10 protein-coding genes are annotated in these 14,978 nt (G+C 73.2%); 4 read left to right on the top strand and 6 right to left on the bottom strand.

What is annotated here, in order from left to right; all coding sequences use genetic code 11:
• Positions 1-7: 7 nt before the first annotated feature.
• The 4 genes from ACX25U_RS16800 to ACX25U_RS16785 form a co-directional block, all read right to left on the bottom strand.
• Positions 8-1,351 (bottom strand): PrsW family intramembrane metalloprotease, encoded by a 1,344-nt coding sequence (locus ACX25U_RS16800; RefSeq protein ID WP_454392948.1) that lies wholly within the window; start codon positions 1,349-1,351, stop codon positions 8-10.
• Between the two features lie 19 nt (positions 1,352-1,370).
• Entirely contained in the window at positions 1,371-2,213 is an 843-nt protein-coding gene (trmB, locus tag ACX25U_RS16795; protein ID WP_454392946.1) for a tRNA (guanosine(46)-N7)-methyltransferase TrmB, read from the bottom strand.
• A 98-nt stretch (positions 2,214-2,311) separates the two neighbouring features.
• Positions 2,312-3,535: an L-2-hydroxyglutarate oxidase gene (lhgO, locus tag ACX25U_RS16790; RefSeq protein WP_454394322.1), complete on the bottom strand. Its 1,224-nt coding sequence runs from the start codon at positions 3,533-3,535 to the stop codon at positions 2,312-2,314.
• 86 nt (positions 3,536-3,621) lie between these two features.
• Positions 3,622-5,046, bottom strand: coding sequence for an MFS transporter (locus tag ACX25U_RS16785; RefSeq protein ID WP_454392944.1), 1,425 nt, complete (start codon positions 5,044-5,046; stop codon positions 3,622-3,624).
• A 683-nt stretch (positions 5,047-5,729) separates the two neighbouring features.
• Here ACX25U_RS16785 and ACX25U_RS16780 point away from each other — a divergent pair.
• Positions 5,730-7,808 (top strand): asparagine synthase-related protein, encoded by a 2,079-nt coding sequence (locus ACX25U_RS16780; RefSeq protein ID WP_454392943.1) that lies wholly within the window; start codon positions 5,730-5,732, stop codon positions 7,806-7,808.
• Positions 7,809-8,275: 467 nt separating this feature from the next.
• On the opposite strand, the gene ACX25U_RS16775 is transcribed toward ACX25U_RS16780, so the two are convergent.
• Positions 8,276-9,055 carry a TetR/AcrR family transcriptional regulator gene (locus ACX25U_RS16775; protein WP_454392941.1) on the bottom strand — a complete coding sequence of 260 codons (780 nt, stop codon included), beginning with the start codon at positions 9,053-9,055 and terminating at the stop codon, positions 8,276-8,278.
• Positions 9,056-9,449: 394 nt separating this feature from the next.
• Here ACX25U_RS16775 and ACX25U_RS16770 point away from each other — a divergent pair, with 394 nt between their 5' ends.
• Both ACX25U_RS16770 and ACX25U_RS16765 read left to right on the top strand, forming a co-directional pair.
• On the top strand, positions 9,450-10,826 hold the full coding sequence (locus tag ACX25U_RS16770; RefSeq protein WP_454392940.1) for an NAD(P)/FAD-dependent oxidoreductase: 1,377 nt from the start codon (positions 9,450-9,452) through the stop codon (positions 10,824-10,826).
• Between the two features lie 162 nt (positions 10,827-10,988).
• Complete coding sequence (locus ACX25U_RS16765; protein ID WP_454392939.1) at positions 10,989-12,683, top strand: ATP-binding SpoIIE family protein phosphatase; 1,695 nt, start codon at positions 10,989-10,991, stop codon at positions 12,681-12,683.
• A 207-nt stretch (positions 12,684-12,890) separates the two neighbouring features.
• Here the strand turns inward: ACX25U_RS16765 and ACX25U_RS16760 are convergent, their stop codons facing one another.
• A complete protein-coding gene (locus tag ACX25U_RS16760) occupies positions 12,891-14,162 on the bottom strand; it encodes an MFS transporter (RefSeq protein ID WP_454394320.1) in 1,272 nt (423 codons plus the stop codon).
• Positions 14,163-14,336: 174 nt separating this feature from the next.
• Between ACX25U_RS16760 and ACX25U_RS16755 the strand changes: the two genes are divergently transcribed.
• The gene (locus ACX25U_RS16755) at positions 14,337-14,882 is read left to right on the top strand and encodes a MarR family winged helix-turn-helix transcriptional regulator (RefSeq protein WP_454392937.1); all 546 of its coding nucleotides are present in this window, start codon (positions 14,337-14,339) and stop codon (positions 14,880-14,882) included.
• The last annotated feature ends 96 nt before the right edge of the window (positions 14,883-14,978 follow it).

Here is a 14,978-nt window from a genome sequence, read left to right as displayed (position 1 = left end):
GGGCCTCCTACGGCTGTGTCCGGTACGGGTTGTACGAGGGATGCGGTGCGGCCGGCCCGTACCCCGGGGGCTGCACGGGCACCCCGTACACCCCGTACGCCGGCCAGGGCGGCGCGGCCACCGGCACCGTCGTCCTGGCCGCGTGGTTCAGCGCGGGCTGCGCCACCTCCCGCCTGTGCCACAGCGCGTGCAGCAGCTCCCGCTCCCGTACGGCGAAGTCGGCACCGGCCCGTCCCCGGCGGCCCCGGTGCCGCAGGAACGCCAGCGAGGTGGCGTACGCCTCGTACTCGGCGACCGTCCGCGCCGCGGGCCTGCCGGAGTGGCGCCGGGCGTGGTCCCGGGCCAGCCGGCGAGCCCGCATGGATCCGAGGGCGAGCGGTTCGGCCGGGGTGAGCCAGCCGGCGGCGGCGTACGCGGGCAGCTCCTCGCGCACGGTCCGCAGCTCCCGCTGCCGGGTCCAGATGACCAGCCAGGTCAGCAGCCCGAACGCGGGCACCATGAAGGCGGCGTAGACCGCGAGGAAGCCGTACGGGCCGAAGGTCGTCGAGCCGTTCCACAGCGCGTGCATGCCCATGGCGAGGAGCAGCCCGGCCAGGGGCAGCAACACGCGCCGCACCCGCCGGCGGTCCCCGGACAGCGCGGCGATGCCGAAGCCGATGCCGGTGAGCACGGTGAACAGCGGGTGCGCGAACGGCGACATGATGACGCGCACGAAGAAGGTCGCCGCGGTGACGGAGGCGATGCCCCCGTCACCGTTGAGCTGGTCGGTGCCGAAGGCGTTGCCGAGGTAGAGGATGTTCTCGGTGAACGCGAAGCCGGTCGCGGTCACCCCGGCGACGACCACCCCGTCGACGAGGCCGGTGAAGTCGCGTCTGCGGAAGAGGAAGAGCAGCAGGACGGCGGCGGCCTTCGCGGACTCCTCCACGACCGGCGCTATCACGGTCGCGCCGAGGGTGTCCGCGCCGGACGGGTCGGCGGTCGCCGTGGCTATCCAGTGGGTGGCGAAGCTGTTGGCGACGATCGCTATGAGCGCCGCCGCGCAGGCGCCCCAGGCGAAGGCGAAGAGCATGTTCCGCCAGGGGCCGGGCTCGACCCGGTCCAGCCAGCGGAAGGCGGCCAGCAGCAGTGGTACGGGCAGTACCGCGAGCCCGAGCCCGACGAGGAACCCCTCGGTGCCGGTCTCCCGGCGCACCAGGGCGAGGATGACCAGCCCGGAGAGCGCGAGCAGGGTGATCGGGGCGCCGTACTTGACCCATCGCCGCTGCCACCAGTGCGCGTGCCGCGGGACGACGCCGGAGGGGTGAGAGGGATGGGCAGGGGGACGCGTCGGGTACGGGGGAAAGACGGCCACGGCATCGACCCTAACGAGGTCACTGCGGTTGCGGGGCTTCGTGCTCCACGCGGCGGAAGAGCAGATCGTTCACCACATGCCCCTTGTCCAGTCCCTGCTCCTCGAAACGGGTCAGCGGACGGAAGCCGGGACGTGGCGCGAAACCGCCGTCGGGCCGGGTGTTCTCGAAGTCGGGGTGCGCGGTCAGCACGTCGAGCATCTGTTCGGCGTACGGCTCCCAGTCCGTCGCGCAGTGCACGAGCGCCCCGGGCCGGAGCCGGGCGGCGGCCAGCGTCAGGAACTCCGGCTGGATCAGCCGCCGCTTGTGGTGACGCTTCTTCGGCCAGGGGTCGGGGAAGTAGACGCGCAGCCCGTCCAGGGAGTCCGGGGCGAGCATCTCGCGCAGCAGGATGACGGCGTCGCCGTTGGCGACCCGGACGTTGGTGAGGCCGTCGCGGTCGGCGAGGTTCAGGAGATTGCCCTGGCCCGGGGTGTGCACGTCGACGGCGAGGATGTTGGTGTCCGGGTCCGCGGCCGCCATCCGGGCGGTGGCCTCGCCCATTCCGAAGCCGATCTCCAGCACGACGGGACCGGTGTTCCCGAACAGCTCGGCCAGGTCGATCACCCGCTGCCCGTCGATGTCCAGTCCCCACTTGGGCCACAGCCGCTGCAACGCGTCCGCCTGCCCCGCGGTCACCCGGCTCCGACGCGGCTGGAAACTCCGGATGCGCCGCTCGAAGTGCGACCCGGCCGGATCGGCCTTGGGCCCGTCGGGAAAGCGCGGCTCCCCCTTGCCCCTGGTGTACCGGACGGACACACCGGGGGTGTGCCGGGGCCACTCACCGGGGGCGGGAGCCTGGGGGGTGTTCAGGGAGTCAGTCACAGTGGGAACGATTTTACGGGGAGAGAGGCACGGACCAGCGCGGCCGGCGCATGCGCGGACCGCCGCTTCGGCGGCACGGCCCCGCCCCGCCGTGACCGTCACCGCACCGACCTCAGCACGGCCAGCGCCCGCCGCGCCACCTCCCGACCGATCGGCAGCGAAGCGGTAGCCGCGGGCGAAGGCGCGTTCAGCACATGCACGGCTCGAGCCCCCTCCCGGATCAGGAAGTCGTCCACCAGCGTCCCGTCCCTCAGCACCGCCTGCGCCCGCACCCCCGCGGCCGCCGGCACCAGGTCCTCCTCCCGCACCTCCGGCATCAGCCTGCGCACCGCCTGAGTGAACGCCCCCTTCGACATCGACCGCCGCAGCTCTCCGGCCCCGTACCGCCAGTGCCGCCGCGCGATCCGCCACGACCCGGGCCAGCTCAGCGTCCCCACCAGCTCCCGGGGCCGTACGACCCCCCAGTCGTACCCCTCGCGCGCGAGGGCCGGCACCGCGTTGGGCCCGATGTGCACACCGCCGTCGATCCCGCGTGTGAGATGCACACCGAGGAACGGGAACGCCGGGTCCGGCACCGGATACACCAGTCCCCGCACCAGCTCCGGCCGCGCCAGCTCGTAGTACTCCCCGCGGAACGGCACGATCCGCACGCCCGGCTCGTCCCCGGTCAGCCGCGCCACCTCGTCGCAGTACAGCCCCGCGCAGTTGACCAGCACGCGCGCGCGCACGACACCACCGCGCTCGGTCCGTACGGCCACCCCCAGCGCCGGCCTCCGGTCCACCCGCACGACCCGCGACCCGTACCGGATCTCCGCTCCCGACGCGTCCGCCAGCTGCCGTGCCACCGCCGTGAAGTCGCAGATCCCCGTCGTCCCGACGTGGATCGCGGCCAGTCCGCGCACCTCGGGCTCGTACTCCTCGATCTGCGCGCCGCCCAGCTCGCGCACCGGAATGCCGTTCTCCCGGCCGCGCTGCACCAGCGCGTGCAGCCGGGGCAGCTCCTCCCGTCCGGTCGCCACGATCAGCTTGCCGGTGACGGCGTGCGCGATGTCGTACTCCGCGCAGAACTTGACCATCTCGGCGGCGCCCCGCACCGCGTACCGCGCCTTCAGCGAGCCCGGCCGGTAGTAGATCCCGCTGTGGATCACCCCGCTGTTGCGTCCCGTCTGGTGCCGGGCCGGGCCCTGCTCCTTCTCCAGCACGGTCACACGCGTGCCCGGCGCGGCGCGCGTGATCGCGTACGCCGTCGACAGGCCGACGATCCCACCACCGATCACCAGCACGTCGCAGTCGTAAGTGATCTCCGGCCGCACCTGCTCCACCTCCCGCACCCATAGTGCACTGTGCCACTGACAATGCCTGTGAACCGAGGGGGAGACGCGGAGGGAGGCGTGGTATCCGGTCCGGCTCAGGCCGGTGCCGCCAACAGGGGCCGCGCCCGCTCGCGCAGCTCCGCCACGCGGGGTTCGTCGCCGTAGGGCTCCAGCCGGTGCAGGAGGTCCTTGACGTACTCCGTGGTGCGCGCCGACGAGATACGCCCGGCGACCTCCACCGCCCGCACACCCTGCTCGCAGGCCGCGTCCAGGTTGCCCGACTCCAGTTCGGCGACCGCCGAGACGACCAGCCTCAGTCCGTGCGAGCGGACGAACTCCTCCGTCGGCTGCGACAGCGCCTGCTCGGTGAAGCGGCGGACCTGGCGGGGCGCCTTCAGATCGCGGTAGCACTCCGCGGCGTCGGCGGCGAACCGGTCGTAGCCGTAGAAGCCGAGCCAGGACGGATCGCTGTCGCCGTCGCGGGAGCGCTCCAGCCAGCCCTCGGCCGCCTTCAGGGCGGCGCCGGCCGCCTGGGCGTCACCCGCGCGCGCGTGTGCGCGTGCCTCGACGAGCCGGAAGAAGCTCATGGTGCGGGCGGTGGCCAGGCCCCGGTTGCGCTCCAGGGCGGCCTGGGCGAGGTCGACCCCTTCGTCGCCGAAGCCGCGGTAGGTCGCCTGCAGGGACATCGACGCCAGGACGTAGCCCCCGAGGGGCACGTCGGCCGCCGCGCGCGCGAGGCGCAGCGCCTGGATGTAATACCTCTGCGCGGCCTCCTGTTGACCGGTGTCGAAGGCCATCCACCCGGCGAGACGGGTGAGTTCGGCACTGGCGCCGAACAGGGCACGGCCGACCTCGTCGGAGTAGGAGCCGAGCAGCAGCGGCGCCGCCTCGACGCGCAAGCACTCCGGCACCATCGACGAACGCCAGTCGCCGCCTCCGTACTTGGAGTCCCAGCGCCTGGCGTCCTCGGCGGCCTCCCGCAGTTTCCGCACATCGCTGTGGCCGACTTTGATCGGTGCGCCGGAACCCTCCGCCGGTCCGGCCTCGCGTGCCACCGAACTGTCGGCCGGGGTTATCAGCCACCGCGATGCGGGCGTTGCGTATGCGCTCACTGCGAACGATCCGGCGAGCGACTGCCAGATGCCGCCGGAACCGGCCCGGCGGCCGGCGAGGTCGAGCCGGTACAGCTCCGTCGCCGACTTCACCGCCTGGCCGACGTCCCTGGGGAAGGCGAGGCCCACTTCGGGTGCGGGATCCGCGTCCGCCAGGCCGATCTCGTGGAGCGGCACCGGGCGGCCGAGCTTCTGGCCGATGGCGGCCGCGATGAGGTGTGGCGCCGCACCCTGCGGCACCATCCCCTTCGAAACCCAGCGCGCCACCGAGGTCTTGTCGTAGCGAAGAGTCAACCCGCGTTGGGCGCCGAGGTCGTTGACGCGCCGCGCGAGTCCTGCGTTGCTGATTCCCGCGAGGGCGAGAACGGCGCCGAGCTTTTCGTTCGGCCCGCGTTGCTCCCTGGACATGCGCCACCCCTCGACACAGACGGCTGCCGCGCTGGCATAACCACGCGGCATTCGTAAACCCAGCGTAGTTCGCCGCATCCCAAGCGTTAAGGGGCATTCTTCCGGATGGCGGGATTGTGGCCCGCACGGAAGTACGGGCCCTGCACGCAGGGTTGCGGCGTGCTCCCGGTGTGTGGCCGTGCGCCCGTCCGTGCGCTCTTCTCCGGCCATCGGGGGAGCGGTTCCATGGTCCTGCGTGGGTCGGCCCGCTGTACTGGATCCAGTGGGCTGGGGGACACCGCCGCCTCCATCCCCGCGGGCGGCGGAACGGTCCGGGGGGCGAACTCCGCCTCCCGGACTGTCTGTTGTCCGTGCGAGGCGCGCAGTGTGTACGGAGCGTGCGGCACGCCTGTCCCCGCGATGCCGAATTGGCCGAAAATCGCCCCTGCCCCCCGTCGATGATTGCGGCTCCTACCATGGCACTTGACGGCGCGAAGGGTATTGATAGGAGCGCATCAGAGGGCGCATTCGCGTCGCAGCGGCCTTGTACGGTAGGGGCGTTCGCCACCGTCCGGGCAGGCGTGCGAGGGCGCGCGCAGTGCACCGAAGGCGGCTCCGCCTCCCTTCCGGCGCGCCTCCTTCGTGGCAGCATGGTGTCCCGGTTCGTGCGGTGCACTGGTTGTCCACAGGCTGTGGAGGCGTCGATGCGGTGGTTGGTGGGATGGAGCAGCACCGCCGCGGGGACCGCCGGGACCGGCTCCGCGGGCGCCACCGGACACGACGGACAGACCGTGCATCCGGTGGGCTCCCAGATGCTGTGGGGCGATCCCGACCCGCTGTGGGCGGTCGGCGACTGGCGTCCGGACGAGGTCCGAGTGGTGCGGGCCGACGACCGGACCAGCATCGCAGTGCTCGGCACCTGCGGAGCCTCCGACGAACAGCTGCGGGTCGGCCTGCTCGCCGCGCGCGGCGGCGCGCTGCGGCACCTGACCGCCTGGCCCGGCAGCTACACCGCCGTCGTGCGGGTGGGCCGCCGCGTCACCGTCTGCGGCGATCTCGCCGGCGCCCGCCCGGTGTTCCACACCCCCTGGGCCGGCGGCACGGCGTATGCGACGGCCGCGCTGCCGCTGGCCGACCTCATCGAGGCCAACCTCGACTTCGGGCACCTGGCCGCCCTGCTGGCCGCCCCCGACGTACCGGCCGCGCTGCACGACTCCACGCCGTACGACGGCGTACGGCGCATTCCGCCGGGGCATGCGCTGATCCTGCGCGCGGGGGCGCGTGAGGTCGCCGGGTACGAGCCGGTCGCCTCACTCGCGGTCGCGGCACCCCCCGCCGACCCGGACAGCGCGGTCGCCGCGGTGCGCGACGCGCTGGTGGAGGCCGTCCGCGCCCGCCTGTCCGCGCCCCGGCACGTACCCGACCTCGACCCCGGACCGGTGCCCGGCATGGGGCCCGCCGAGCGCCGCGCGGCCCGCGGGATGCCGGTGCCCGGCATCGGCGCCGACCTGTCCGGGGGACCGGCCTCGGGCACGCTGGCCCTGCTGGCCGCCGGGCTCCCCGGTATGCCGGGCACCCTCCTGGGCCACGGCACCGGAGCCGGCGAGCGCCTGCTGGCCGTCACCTTCAACGACCTCACGGCCGCCGGGCGCGAGGCCGAACTCGAGCGCGCCGGAGCGCTCGCGGCGGGACCGCGCCTGCACCACGTGGTGGTGACCGGCGGCGAGGACGTACTGCCCTACGCCGACCTCGACGGCCCCCTGACCGACGAGCCGGGCCCGTCCCTGGTCGCGGCGGCACGGCACCGCGCGCGGCTCGCCTCCGGCAGCGCCGACCACTTCACCGGCCACGGCGCCCGGCAGGTCCTGGACGCCCATCCCGCGCGCCTGGCCGACCTGCTGATGGACCGCAAGCGCCGCCATCTGGTCCGGCCCGTCGCCGCGCTCGCCAAGGCCGACGGATCGGTCATGGTCCCCGCGCGCGTGTACGGCGCGGCGCGCCGGCTGGCGCGGACGCCCTACCGCGCGGGACTCGACCTGCTCGCCGAACGGCTGCTGCACCGCCGCTTCGACGAGCCCGCGGGCACCGTCGGTGCGTCGCTGGCCGCACTCACCTGGGCCAGACCCGGGCCCGCGGCCCGGTGGCTGACCGGGGAGGCGCTGGCTGAAGTATCGGTTCGCCTGCAGGGGGCGTCGAGCCGTTCCGCGGTGGGGCCGGGGCAGCGGCCGGGCGACCATCGCGCGCGTACCGCCCTCGCCCGGCAGGCGGCGGACCTGCGCGTCCTGGAGCAGGCCGCCGAGATCCGCTCCCAGCGGCTGCACATGCCGTTCCTCGACAACCAGGTCGTCCGCGCCTGCCGCGCCCTGCCGGAGGCCCTGCGGGTGCAGCCCGGCGCGCGGGCGGCGATCCTGCGTACGGTTCTTCAGGGCGCCGGAGTGGACGATCTGCCGCCCGGCTGGGGCGCCCCCTCGCACGCCTCGGCGGCCGCCGCCGCCCGCACGGGCCTGCGCGTGGCCGTCAACGACCTGGTGGACCTCTTCGCCACACCCCTGCTCGCCGAGGCCGGCCTGGTGGAGGCCCGCGTGGTCCGCAAGGCACTGCGCGCGGCGGCCCAGGGCGAACCCCTCCCGCTGGACGGCCTCGCGGACCTCGTGTCCCTGGAACTGTGGCTGCGCCGCCTCCTCTCCCGCCGCGGCACCTGCTGGACCGGCACGCCCGCGCGTGCCCGCGCGGTACCGGCGGGAATCGCCCCGCAGCGGAGCGCGCTGGCCTCCGGCGGCTGAGCGGATACGGCTCGGTGGCCGACGAGGTCCGCAGGGACGGGAACGGCAGGGCCGGCGCCGCCGTTCGCCCCGGAGCCCCACAGGCACGCCCGCCGGCGCACACAGAGAGGGACACCCTGCCGACCCCGGCGCCGTAGGCGGAGCACGCGCGGTTGAGGCCGACGACCACGGGGCAGTCGCCGTACCCGGTCACCGCGCGCATCCGCCCGATCAGCCCGGCGCCGGACGACGGCAGCCCCATCAAAGGCGGCCGGCACACCGTCCTCGTACCACCCGCGCCGCACGGGCACAGCGCCCTGCGCCGGGGAGGGACCGCGCGAGCGTCGGCCGCGACTGCCGCACCGCCCGCCGGCCGGGCCCCGGCAGCAAGGGCTCTCCACCCGCCCGCGGGGACTTCCCGTTCCCCGGTGGCCGGTCGTCACCCGTACGAGGAAACCCGCGCGCCCGACCCCGGAGCCGCACCCGGTTCACGCCGGCCGTGAGCGCAGACCCTCCAGCAGGATGTCCAGCAGCCGTGCCGACGCCGCGGCCTGCTGGGCCGCGTCCGGCAGCGAGGGTGCCGCCGTGGCGATGACCAGCAGCACGTCCGACACCGACACGTCCGGCCGCAGTTCGCCCGCCGCGCGCGCACGCTCCACGAGCCGCCCCACGACCTCGAGCAGCTCCGCCACCCCGGCGTCGTCGTCCGCCACGCCGTCGGGCACGAGCCTGAGCTCCCCGCCGCCCGGCTGGGTCCGCTGGTGCGGCAGCCGCGCGTCGGCCGCCTGGCCGGCACCGCCGGAGCGGTCCTCGGCGACGCCGACCCGCAGCACCCGCGGCGGCAGCAGCCGCCCGGCGCCGGACGCCACCGACGTGCGCAGGAAGCGGGAGAGCGCCGACCACGGCTCGTCCTCCTGGCCGAGCGCGGCCCGTGCCTGGTCGGTCAGCCGGGAGGTCTCCTCCTCGGCTATCCGCCGCACCAGGACGTCCTTGCTCGGAAAGCGCCGGTACACCGTGCCGACGCCGACCCGCGCGCGCCGCGCCACGTCTTCCATCGGCGCGCCGTACCCCAGCTCGCCGAAGACCTCGCGCGCCGCCCGCAGCACATGCTCGAGATTGCGCTGCGCGTCCACGCGCAGCGGCGTCGCCCGGCCGGGCCGGGCTTCCTCTCCGCGCCCGTTGCCCGCCGCCGTGCTCATCGCTCCGCCGGCCGGCGCGACGGTGGACGCGGTGGACGCGGCGGACCAATGAGTGTCCTGAATGTGCATAAGTGATCCCCCGATAGTGACGTCTCCCCCCGGAGACTCTCCCCATCCCTGATTCCGGGATGCGCACAGCGGAGATCGCACGCGACCGGGCCCGCCCCCGAGATCCGGTGGTACTCCGCGGGCTCGCTCGACCACATCCCCCACACCCCGTCGACACACGAACATAGTTGAGCGGGAGTCAATTCAGAAGGGGCAGGTTCCGTACGGAGCGCCCCCCGATCGGAGCACGGGCCGCATACGTCCGGATTGCACCCCCTCTCGCAGTCACCCCACACCCGCTGACCTGCACCCTTCCCTCTATAGCGATATTTCGGCCAACCCCGCGCCACTCCGGCCGGCGGTCACACAATTCGCCGGGCCTGTGGACAAACGACTGCGTCCGGTGCGTCATGGGATGGTGAAGGAACGTGCGCGCATTCTCGTTGTCGGCGGCGGCTACGTCGGGATGTACACGGCCCTGCGCCTGCAGCGGACGATGAAACAGGAGCTCAGGCGGGGCGAGGTCGAGGTCACGGTGGTCACGCCCGACCCCTATATGACCTATCAGCCGTTCCTGCCCGAAGCCGCCGCCGGCGCGATCTCCCCCCGGCACGTCGTCGTACCCCTGCGCCGCGTCCTCGACCAGTGCCGCATCATCGTCGGCGAGGCCACCTCCATCGACCACGCGCACCGCACCGCGACCCTCACCACCCTCGCCACCGAGGAGACCGGGGGCACCGAGAAGCTGACGTACGACGAACTCGTCCTCGCCCCTGGCTCCGTCTCGCGCACCCTGCCCATCCCCGGCCTCGTCGACTACGGCATCGGTTTCAAGACCGTCGAGGAGGCCATCGGCCTGCGCAACCACGTCCTCGAACAGATGGACATCGCCTCCTCCACCCGCGACCCCGAGGTTCGCGACGCCGCCCTCACCTTCGTCTTCGTCGGCGGCGGCTACGCGGGCGTGGAAGCGCTCGGCGAACTGGAGGACATGGCCCGCTACGCCACGCGCTACTACCACAACGTCAAGCCCGGGGACATGAAGTGGATCCTCGTGGAGGCCTCGAACCGGATCCTGCCCGAGGTCGGCGAGGAGATGGGCCGCTACACCGTCACCGAACTGCGCCGCCGCAACATCCAGGTCCTGCTCCGCACCCGCCTGGAGTCCTGCGCCGACCGGGTCGCCGTCCTCAGCGACGGGCAGCGCTTCCCGACCCGTACGGTCGTGTGGACCGCCGGCGTCAAACCGCACCCCCTCCTCGCCGCCACCGACCTGCCGCTCAATGGACGCGGGCGGCTGAAGTGCACCGCCCGGCTGACCGTCGACGGCGTCGAACACGCCTGGGCCGCGGGTGACGCCGCCGCCGTCCCCGACGTCACCGCCGCCGAACCGGGCAGCCTGACCCCGCCCAACGCCCAGCACGCCCTCCGCCAGGCCAGGCTCCTGGCCGACAACATCGGCCACTTCCTGCGCGGCGAGCCCCTTGAGACGTATGCGCACAAATACGCCGGATCGGTCGCCTCGCTCGGACTGCACAAGGGCGTCGCACAGGTCTACGGGCGCAAACTGAAGGGCTACCCCGCCTGGTTCATGCACCGCGCCTACCACCTCAGCAGGGTGCCCACCTTCAACCGCAAGGCCCGGGTGCTCGCCGAATGGACGCTCGCGGGACTGTTCAAGCGGGAGATCGTCTCCCTGGGTTCGCTCGAACATCCCAGGGCGGAGTTCGAACTCGCTGCCGGTGGAAAGCATCCTCTCGACCCGAACATCAACCCGAAAGGGTCGTCCTGACCGGACCGAGGAACTTCACCGCACGCCCCGGCGTCCCACGGATGACGCATTCCCGCCGTGACGCACCCCCGGGGCGGTAAGAATGTGCGGCACCGCCGCGCGGCCCCAGATTCCCGGCCGGGCCCGGAGCCGGCCTGAGACGACGACACGAGGCAAGGATTCGTGAACTTCACGCGCTGGAGCGCCCGGCTCCCCGGCATCCCCGGAACGCAGCGCCGCGCCGCAGCGCGGACCGAGCTCGCGGCCGTCCCGGCCCGCCGGGCGGACGGCTCCGTACCCGCGGCCCGCGCCGAACAACTGACCGACGAGCCGGTACCGGTGCCCGCCGTCGACGAGCTCCCCGCGCGCGAGGTCCTCGACCGCGTCCCGGCCCTCGTCGCCCTCGTCCACGGCCCCGACCACCGCATCGCCTACGTCAACGACGCCTACGCGGCGGCCTTCGGCACACGCCCCCTCGGCGCACCCGCCCGCGAGGCCCTGCCCGAACTGCGCGAACTGGGCCTGCTCCCGCTCCTCGAACAGGTCCTGCGCAGCGGCAGGCCCCGCACCCTGAAGTCCCGCAAGGCTCCGGACGGACGCTCGTACACGTTCACCTGCACGCCGGTCGCCGACGGCGACCACCACACCGCGGGCACCGGCGTACTGGTCTTCGCCACCGACGTCACCGACCACGCCGAGGCCGCCGAACGGCTGCGCGCCAGCGAGCGCCGGCAGCGCGAGACCGCGGTCACCCTCCAGCGCTCACTCCTCCCCCAGGTCCTGGAACAGCCCGACGACCTGCGCATCGCCGCCACCTACCAGCCGGGCGGCACGGAAGCCGCGGTCGGCGGCGACTGGTACGACGTCATCACCCTCGGCGGCGGCCGCACGGCCCTGGTCATCGGCGACGTGATGGGACGCGGCGTGCGGGCGGCCGCGGTCATGGGGCAACTCCGCACCGCAGTCCGGGCCTACGCCCGTCTGGACCTCCCCCCGCACGAGGTGCTCCAGCTCCTCGACGGCCTCGCCACGGAGATCGACGCCAACCAGATCGCGACCTGCGTCTACGCCGTCCACGACCCCAACGAGGGCCGGCTGGTGTACGCCTCCGCCGGGCACCTGCCGATCCTCGTCCGCGACGAGAACGGCACCGTCCAGCGTGCCGACGAACCCACCGGCCCGCCGCTCGGTACCGGCGGCTGGGTGCACGCCTCCGGCTCGGTCCCCCTGGGCCCCGGCTCCACGGCGGTCCTCTACACCGACGGCCTGGTGGAACGACGCGACGAGGACCTCGACGAGGGCATCGCGTCCCTGGAACGCGCCCTCGCCGGCGCCACCGGCACCCCCCAGGTGATCTGCGACCGCCTGGTCCGCTCGGCCGGCGTCCAGGCCGACCACGACGACGACGTGGCCGTCCTCGTCCTCCAGCACCCGGCCCGCACCGGCCCGGACAGCGAGCTCTTCCGCAACGCGGCCCTCGAACTGCTCGGCGGAGTGGAAGCAGCCCCGCGCGCGCGTGCGTTCGCCTCCGGCGTCCTCACCAGCTGGCGTTTCCCGCCCGACCTGCACGACCTGGGAGTCCTCGCCGCGAGCGAACTGGTCGCCAACTCCCTCCAGCACGGCACCCCGCCCATGCGCCTGCGACTGCGCCGCACCGACCGCCGCCTGATCATCGAGGTCACCGACGGCGACGACCACCTCCCCCGCCGCCGCCGCGCCACCCCCGCCGACGAGTCCGGCCGCGGCATCGCCATCATCGCCACGATCGCCACCAGCTGGGGCTCCCGCAGAACCCCAGGCGGCGGCAAGGCAGTCTGGTGCGAGTTCACGCTCCCGCGGGAGGGCGGGAGGAACGGGAAGCCAGTGACGGGCGTCTGAGCGGGACTCCCCCGGAGGGGCGCGGAGCACCGGGCCCCTCCGAGGAGAGCGCGGAGCCCGGGTCCCGCCGCCGGGGTGCAGGAGGGGCGGAGCCCCGCTGGGAGCGCAGGGGGCGAAGGCCCCGCCGGGGTCTGGGGCGGAGCCCCAGGGCCGGGGACCTCTCTCCCCACCGAGACGGGCGGGCAGGTGGGCAAAGCACGGCAGAGGTCACGCCTCCGCAGCCACCACCCCCGTCACCGCCCCGCCCCGCGCAACCACCCGGCTCCGCGCGGCCCAAGGATGGTCCTGGACCAGAGTCAGCCCCCGCCCCAACCGCAGCGCGAGCACGCTGATCAACAGCGAGAACAGCAGAAACGTCACCACATACGGCCCAGGCAGCGAGGCCCCCAGCGGCCCGCCCACCGCCGGCCCCAGCGCCAACGCCAACTGCTTCACCAGGGCGAAAGCCGAGTTGTACTGCCCCGCCATCCCGTCCGGCGCCAGATCCGCCACCAGCGGCGCGACCGTCGGCGACAGCATCGCCTCACCGAGCCCGAACAGCGCGTACGTCGACACGAACGCGGCCGTGGCCATCACATGGCTGCCGTGCCCGAGCCCCGCGTACGCCGCCGCGGCCCACGCGAGCGCCCAGATCAGCCCCACCGCCGCGATCACCCGCGACCGCCTCCGCCGCTCGACGAACTTCAGCACGGCGAACTGCGCCACCACGATCACCAACGTGTTCGCGGCCAGCGCGGTCCCCAGCGTCGACGTCGAGATACCGGCGGCCTCCACGCCGTATGCGCTCAGCCCCGACTCGAACTGCCCGTAGCAGGCGAAGAACAGCACAAAGCCCAGCACGCACAGCTGCACCATGGCACGGTTCCCGAGCAGCTGCTTCCAGCTGCCTTTCGCCGACGGCCCGGCCCCCACCGACGTGTCCCCGATCCGCGGCGAGTGCGGCATCCGCACCGTCGACATCAGCACGACCAACAGCAGGAACACCGCCGCCTCGATCGCGAACAGCAGCGTGAAGGAAAAGGCCCGAGTGGTGTCGACGAGATGACCCCCGATGAGGCCACCCACACCCAGCCCCAGGTTCTGCAGGAAGAACTGCATCGCGAACGCCCGCGACCGCGTCTCCGTTGTCGAGCAGTCCACGATCATCGTCGCCAGCGCCGGCTGCATCACGGCCTGTCCGGCGCCGAGCGCCGCCGCCGACAGCAGTACGGCTCCGGCGCCCGCCACCAGCCCCAGACTCAGCGCGCCCAGCGCGGCCGTGACCAGGGCGGCGAGCAGGACCGGCAGCGGGCCGCGCCGCACGATCGCCCGGCCGGCGAACGGCAGCACGATCAGCGCGGCCACGGCGAAGACTGCGAGGACGAGCCCCGCCGTCACGGCTCCCAGCCCCCGCACCTGCGCCACATAGACGTACAGGTAGGGGACGGTGAAGCCGAGCCCGAACGCGCTGAGTGCGTTGCCCACGTGGATCCGGCGCATCGCTGCGCCCATCGCCCTGGTCACGTTCACCTCTCTCTTGCTCTCTTTGTCTCTCTTGGCGGATGGTTGAAGTGCTCAGCAGTTAGAACTGAAGACTTAGAAGCTAAATTTCGACGCTGAAGAGTACACCTCGAAGGACTTCAACACCAAGCCGAGGCGTGCCATACTGCGCCCATGGGCGACACCACCGGCACTGAACCGACACTCGAAGAGCAGATCGCCGCCTACCAGCGCGAGTTCCAGGACCTCGACCCCCAGGTCGAGCAGATCGTCTCCGCGCTGTCCCGGCTCAACCGCCGGATGAACGTCGCCTACGGCCGGCAGACCGCCGAGCTCGGCATCACCAACGCCGACTGGGAGGTCCTCAAGGCCCTTGTCCTGTCCGGAGCCCCCTACCGCATGGGCCCGAGCGACCTGGCCAAGCGCCTCGGCCTGACCCCGGCCGCGATGACCCACCGCATCGACCGGATGGTCGCCGAGGGCCTGGTCACCCGGGAGCGCGACGAGTCCAACCGCGTCCGTGTCATCGTGGAGCTGACTCCCGCCGGCCGCGAGAAGTGGCTCGAGGCCATGCGCCTGGCCACGGTCTTCGAGGGCGACCTCCTGCAGGACCTCTCCCCGTCGGAGCGCACGGCCCTCGGCGAGGTCCTGATCAGGCTGCTCCGCCGTGTGGAGCACGCCCAGCCGGACGCCGGCGGACGGCTCAGCGACCTCGACTAAAAAATCTTGGCCGGGACGCTTGACAGCCCCTCGCCGGATCCGTAACGTTCTCCGGGTTGCCACAGAGACGTAACGTTCCTACGGCAGCACTCCCGC

Source organism: Streptomyces sp. JNUCC 63 (genome assembly GCF_054366325.1).
Note: the sequence above shows the minus strand (reverse complement) of the source record. Positions and strands in the feature narration are given on the sequence as shown.

Coding starts and splice junctions, on each gene's coding strand:
- ACX25U_RS16760 (WP_454394320.1), bottom strand. CDS start 14,162: ATGCGCCGGATCCACGTGGGCAACGCACTCAGCGCGTTCGGGCTCGGC.
- ACX25U_RS16755 (WP_454392937.1), top strand. CDS start 14,337: ATGGGCGACACCACCGGCACTGAACCGACACTCGAAGAGCAGATCGCC.
- ACX25U_RS16785 (WP_454392944.1), bottom strand. CDS start 5,046: ATGTCCAGGGAGCAACGCGGGCCGAACGAAAAGCTCGGCGCCGTTCTC.
- ACX25U_RS16770 (WP_454392940.1), top strand. CDS start 9,450: ATGGTGAAGGAACGTGCGCGCATTCTCGTTGTCGGCGGCGGCTACGTC.
- ACX25U_RS16775 (WP_454392941.1), bottom strand. CDS start 9,055: ATGCACATTCAGGACACTCATTGGTCCGCCGCGTCCACCGCGTCCACC.
- ACX25U_RS16780 (WP_454392943.1), top strand. CDS start 5,730: ATGCGGTGGTTGGTGGGATGGAGCAGCACCGCCGCGGGGACCGCCGGG.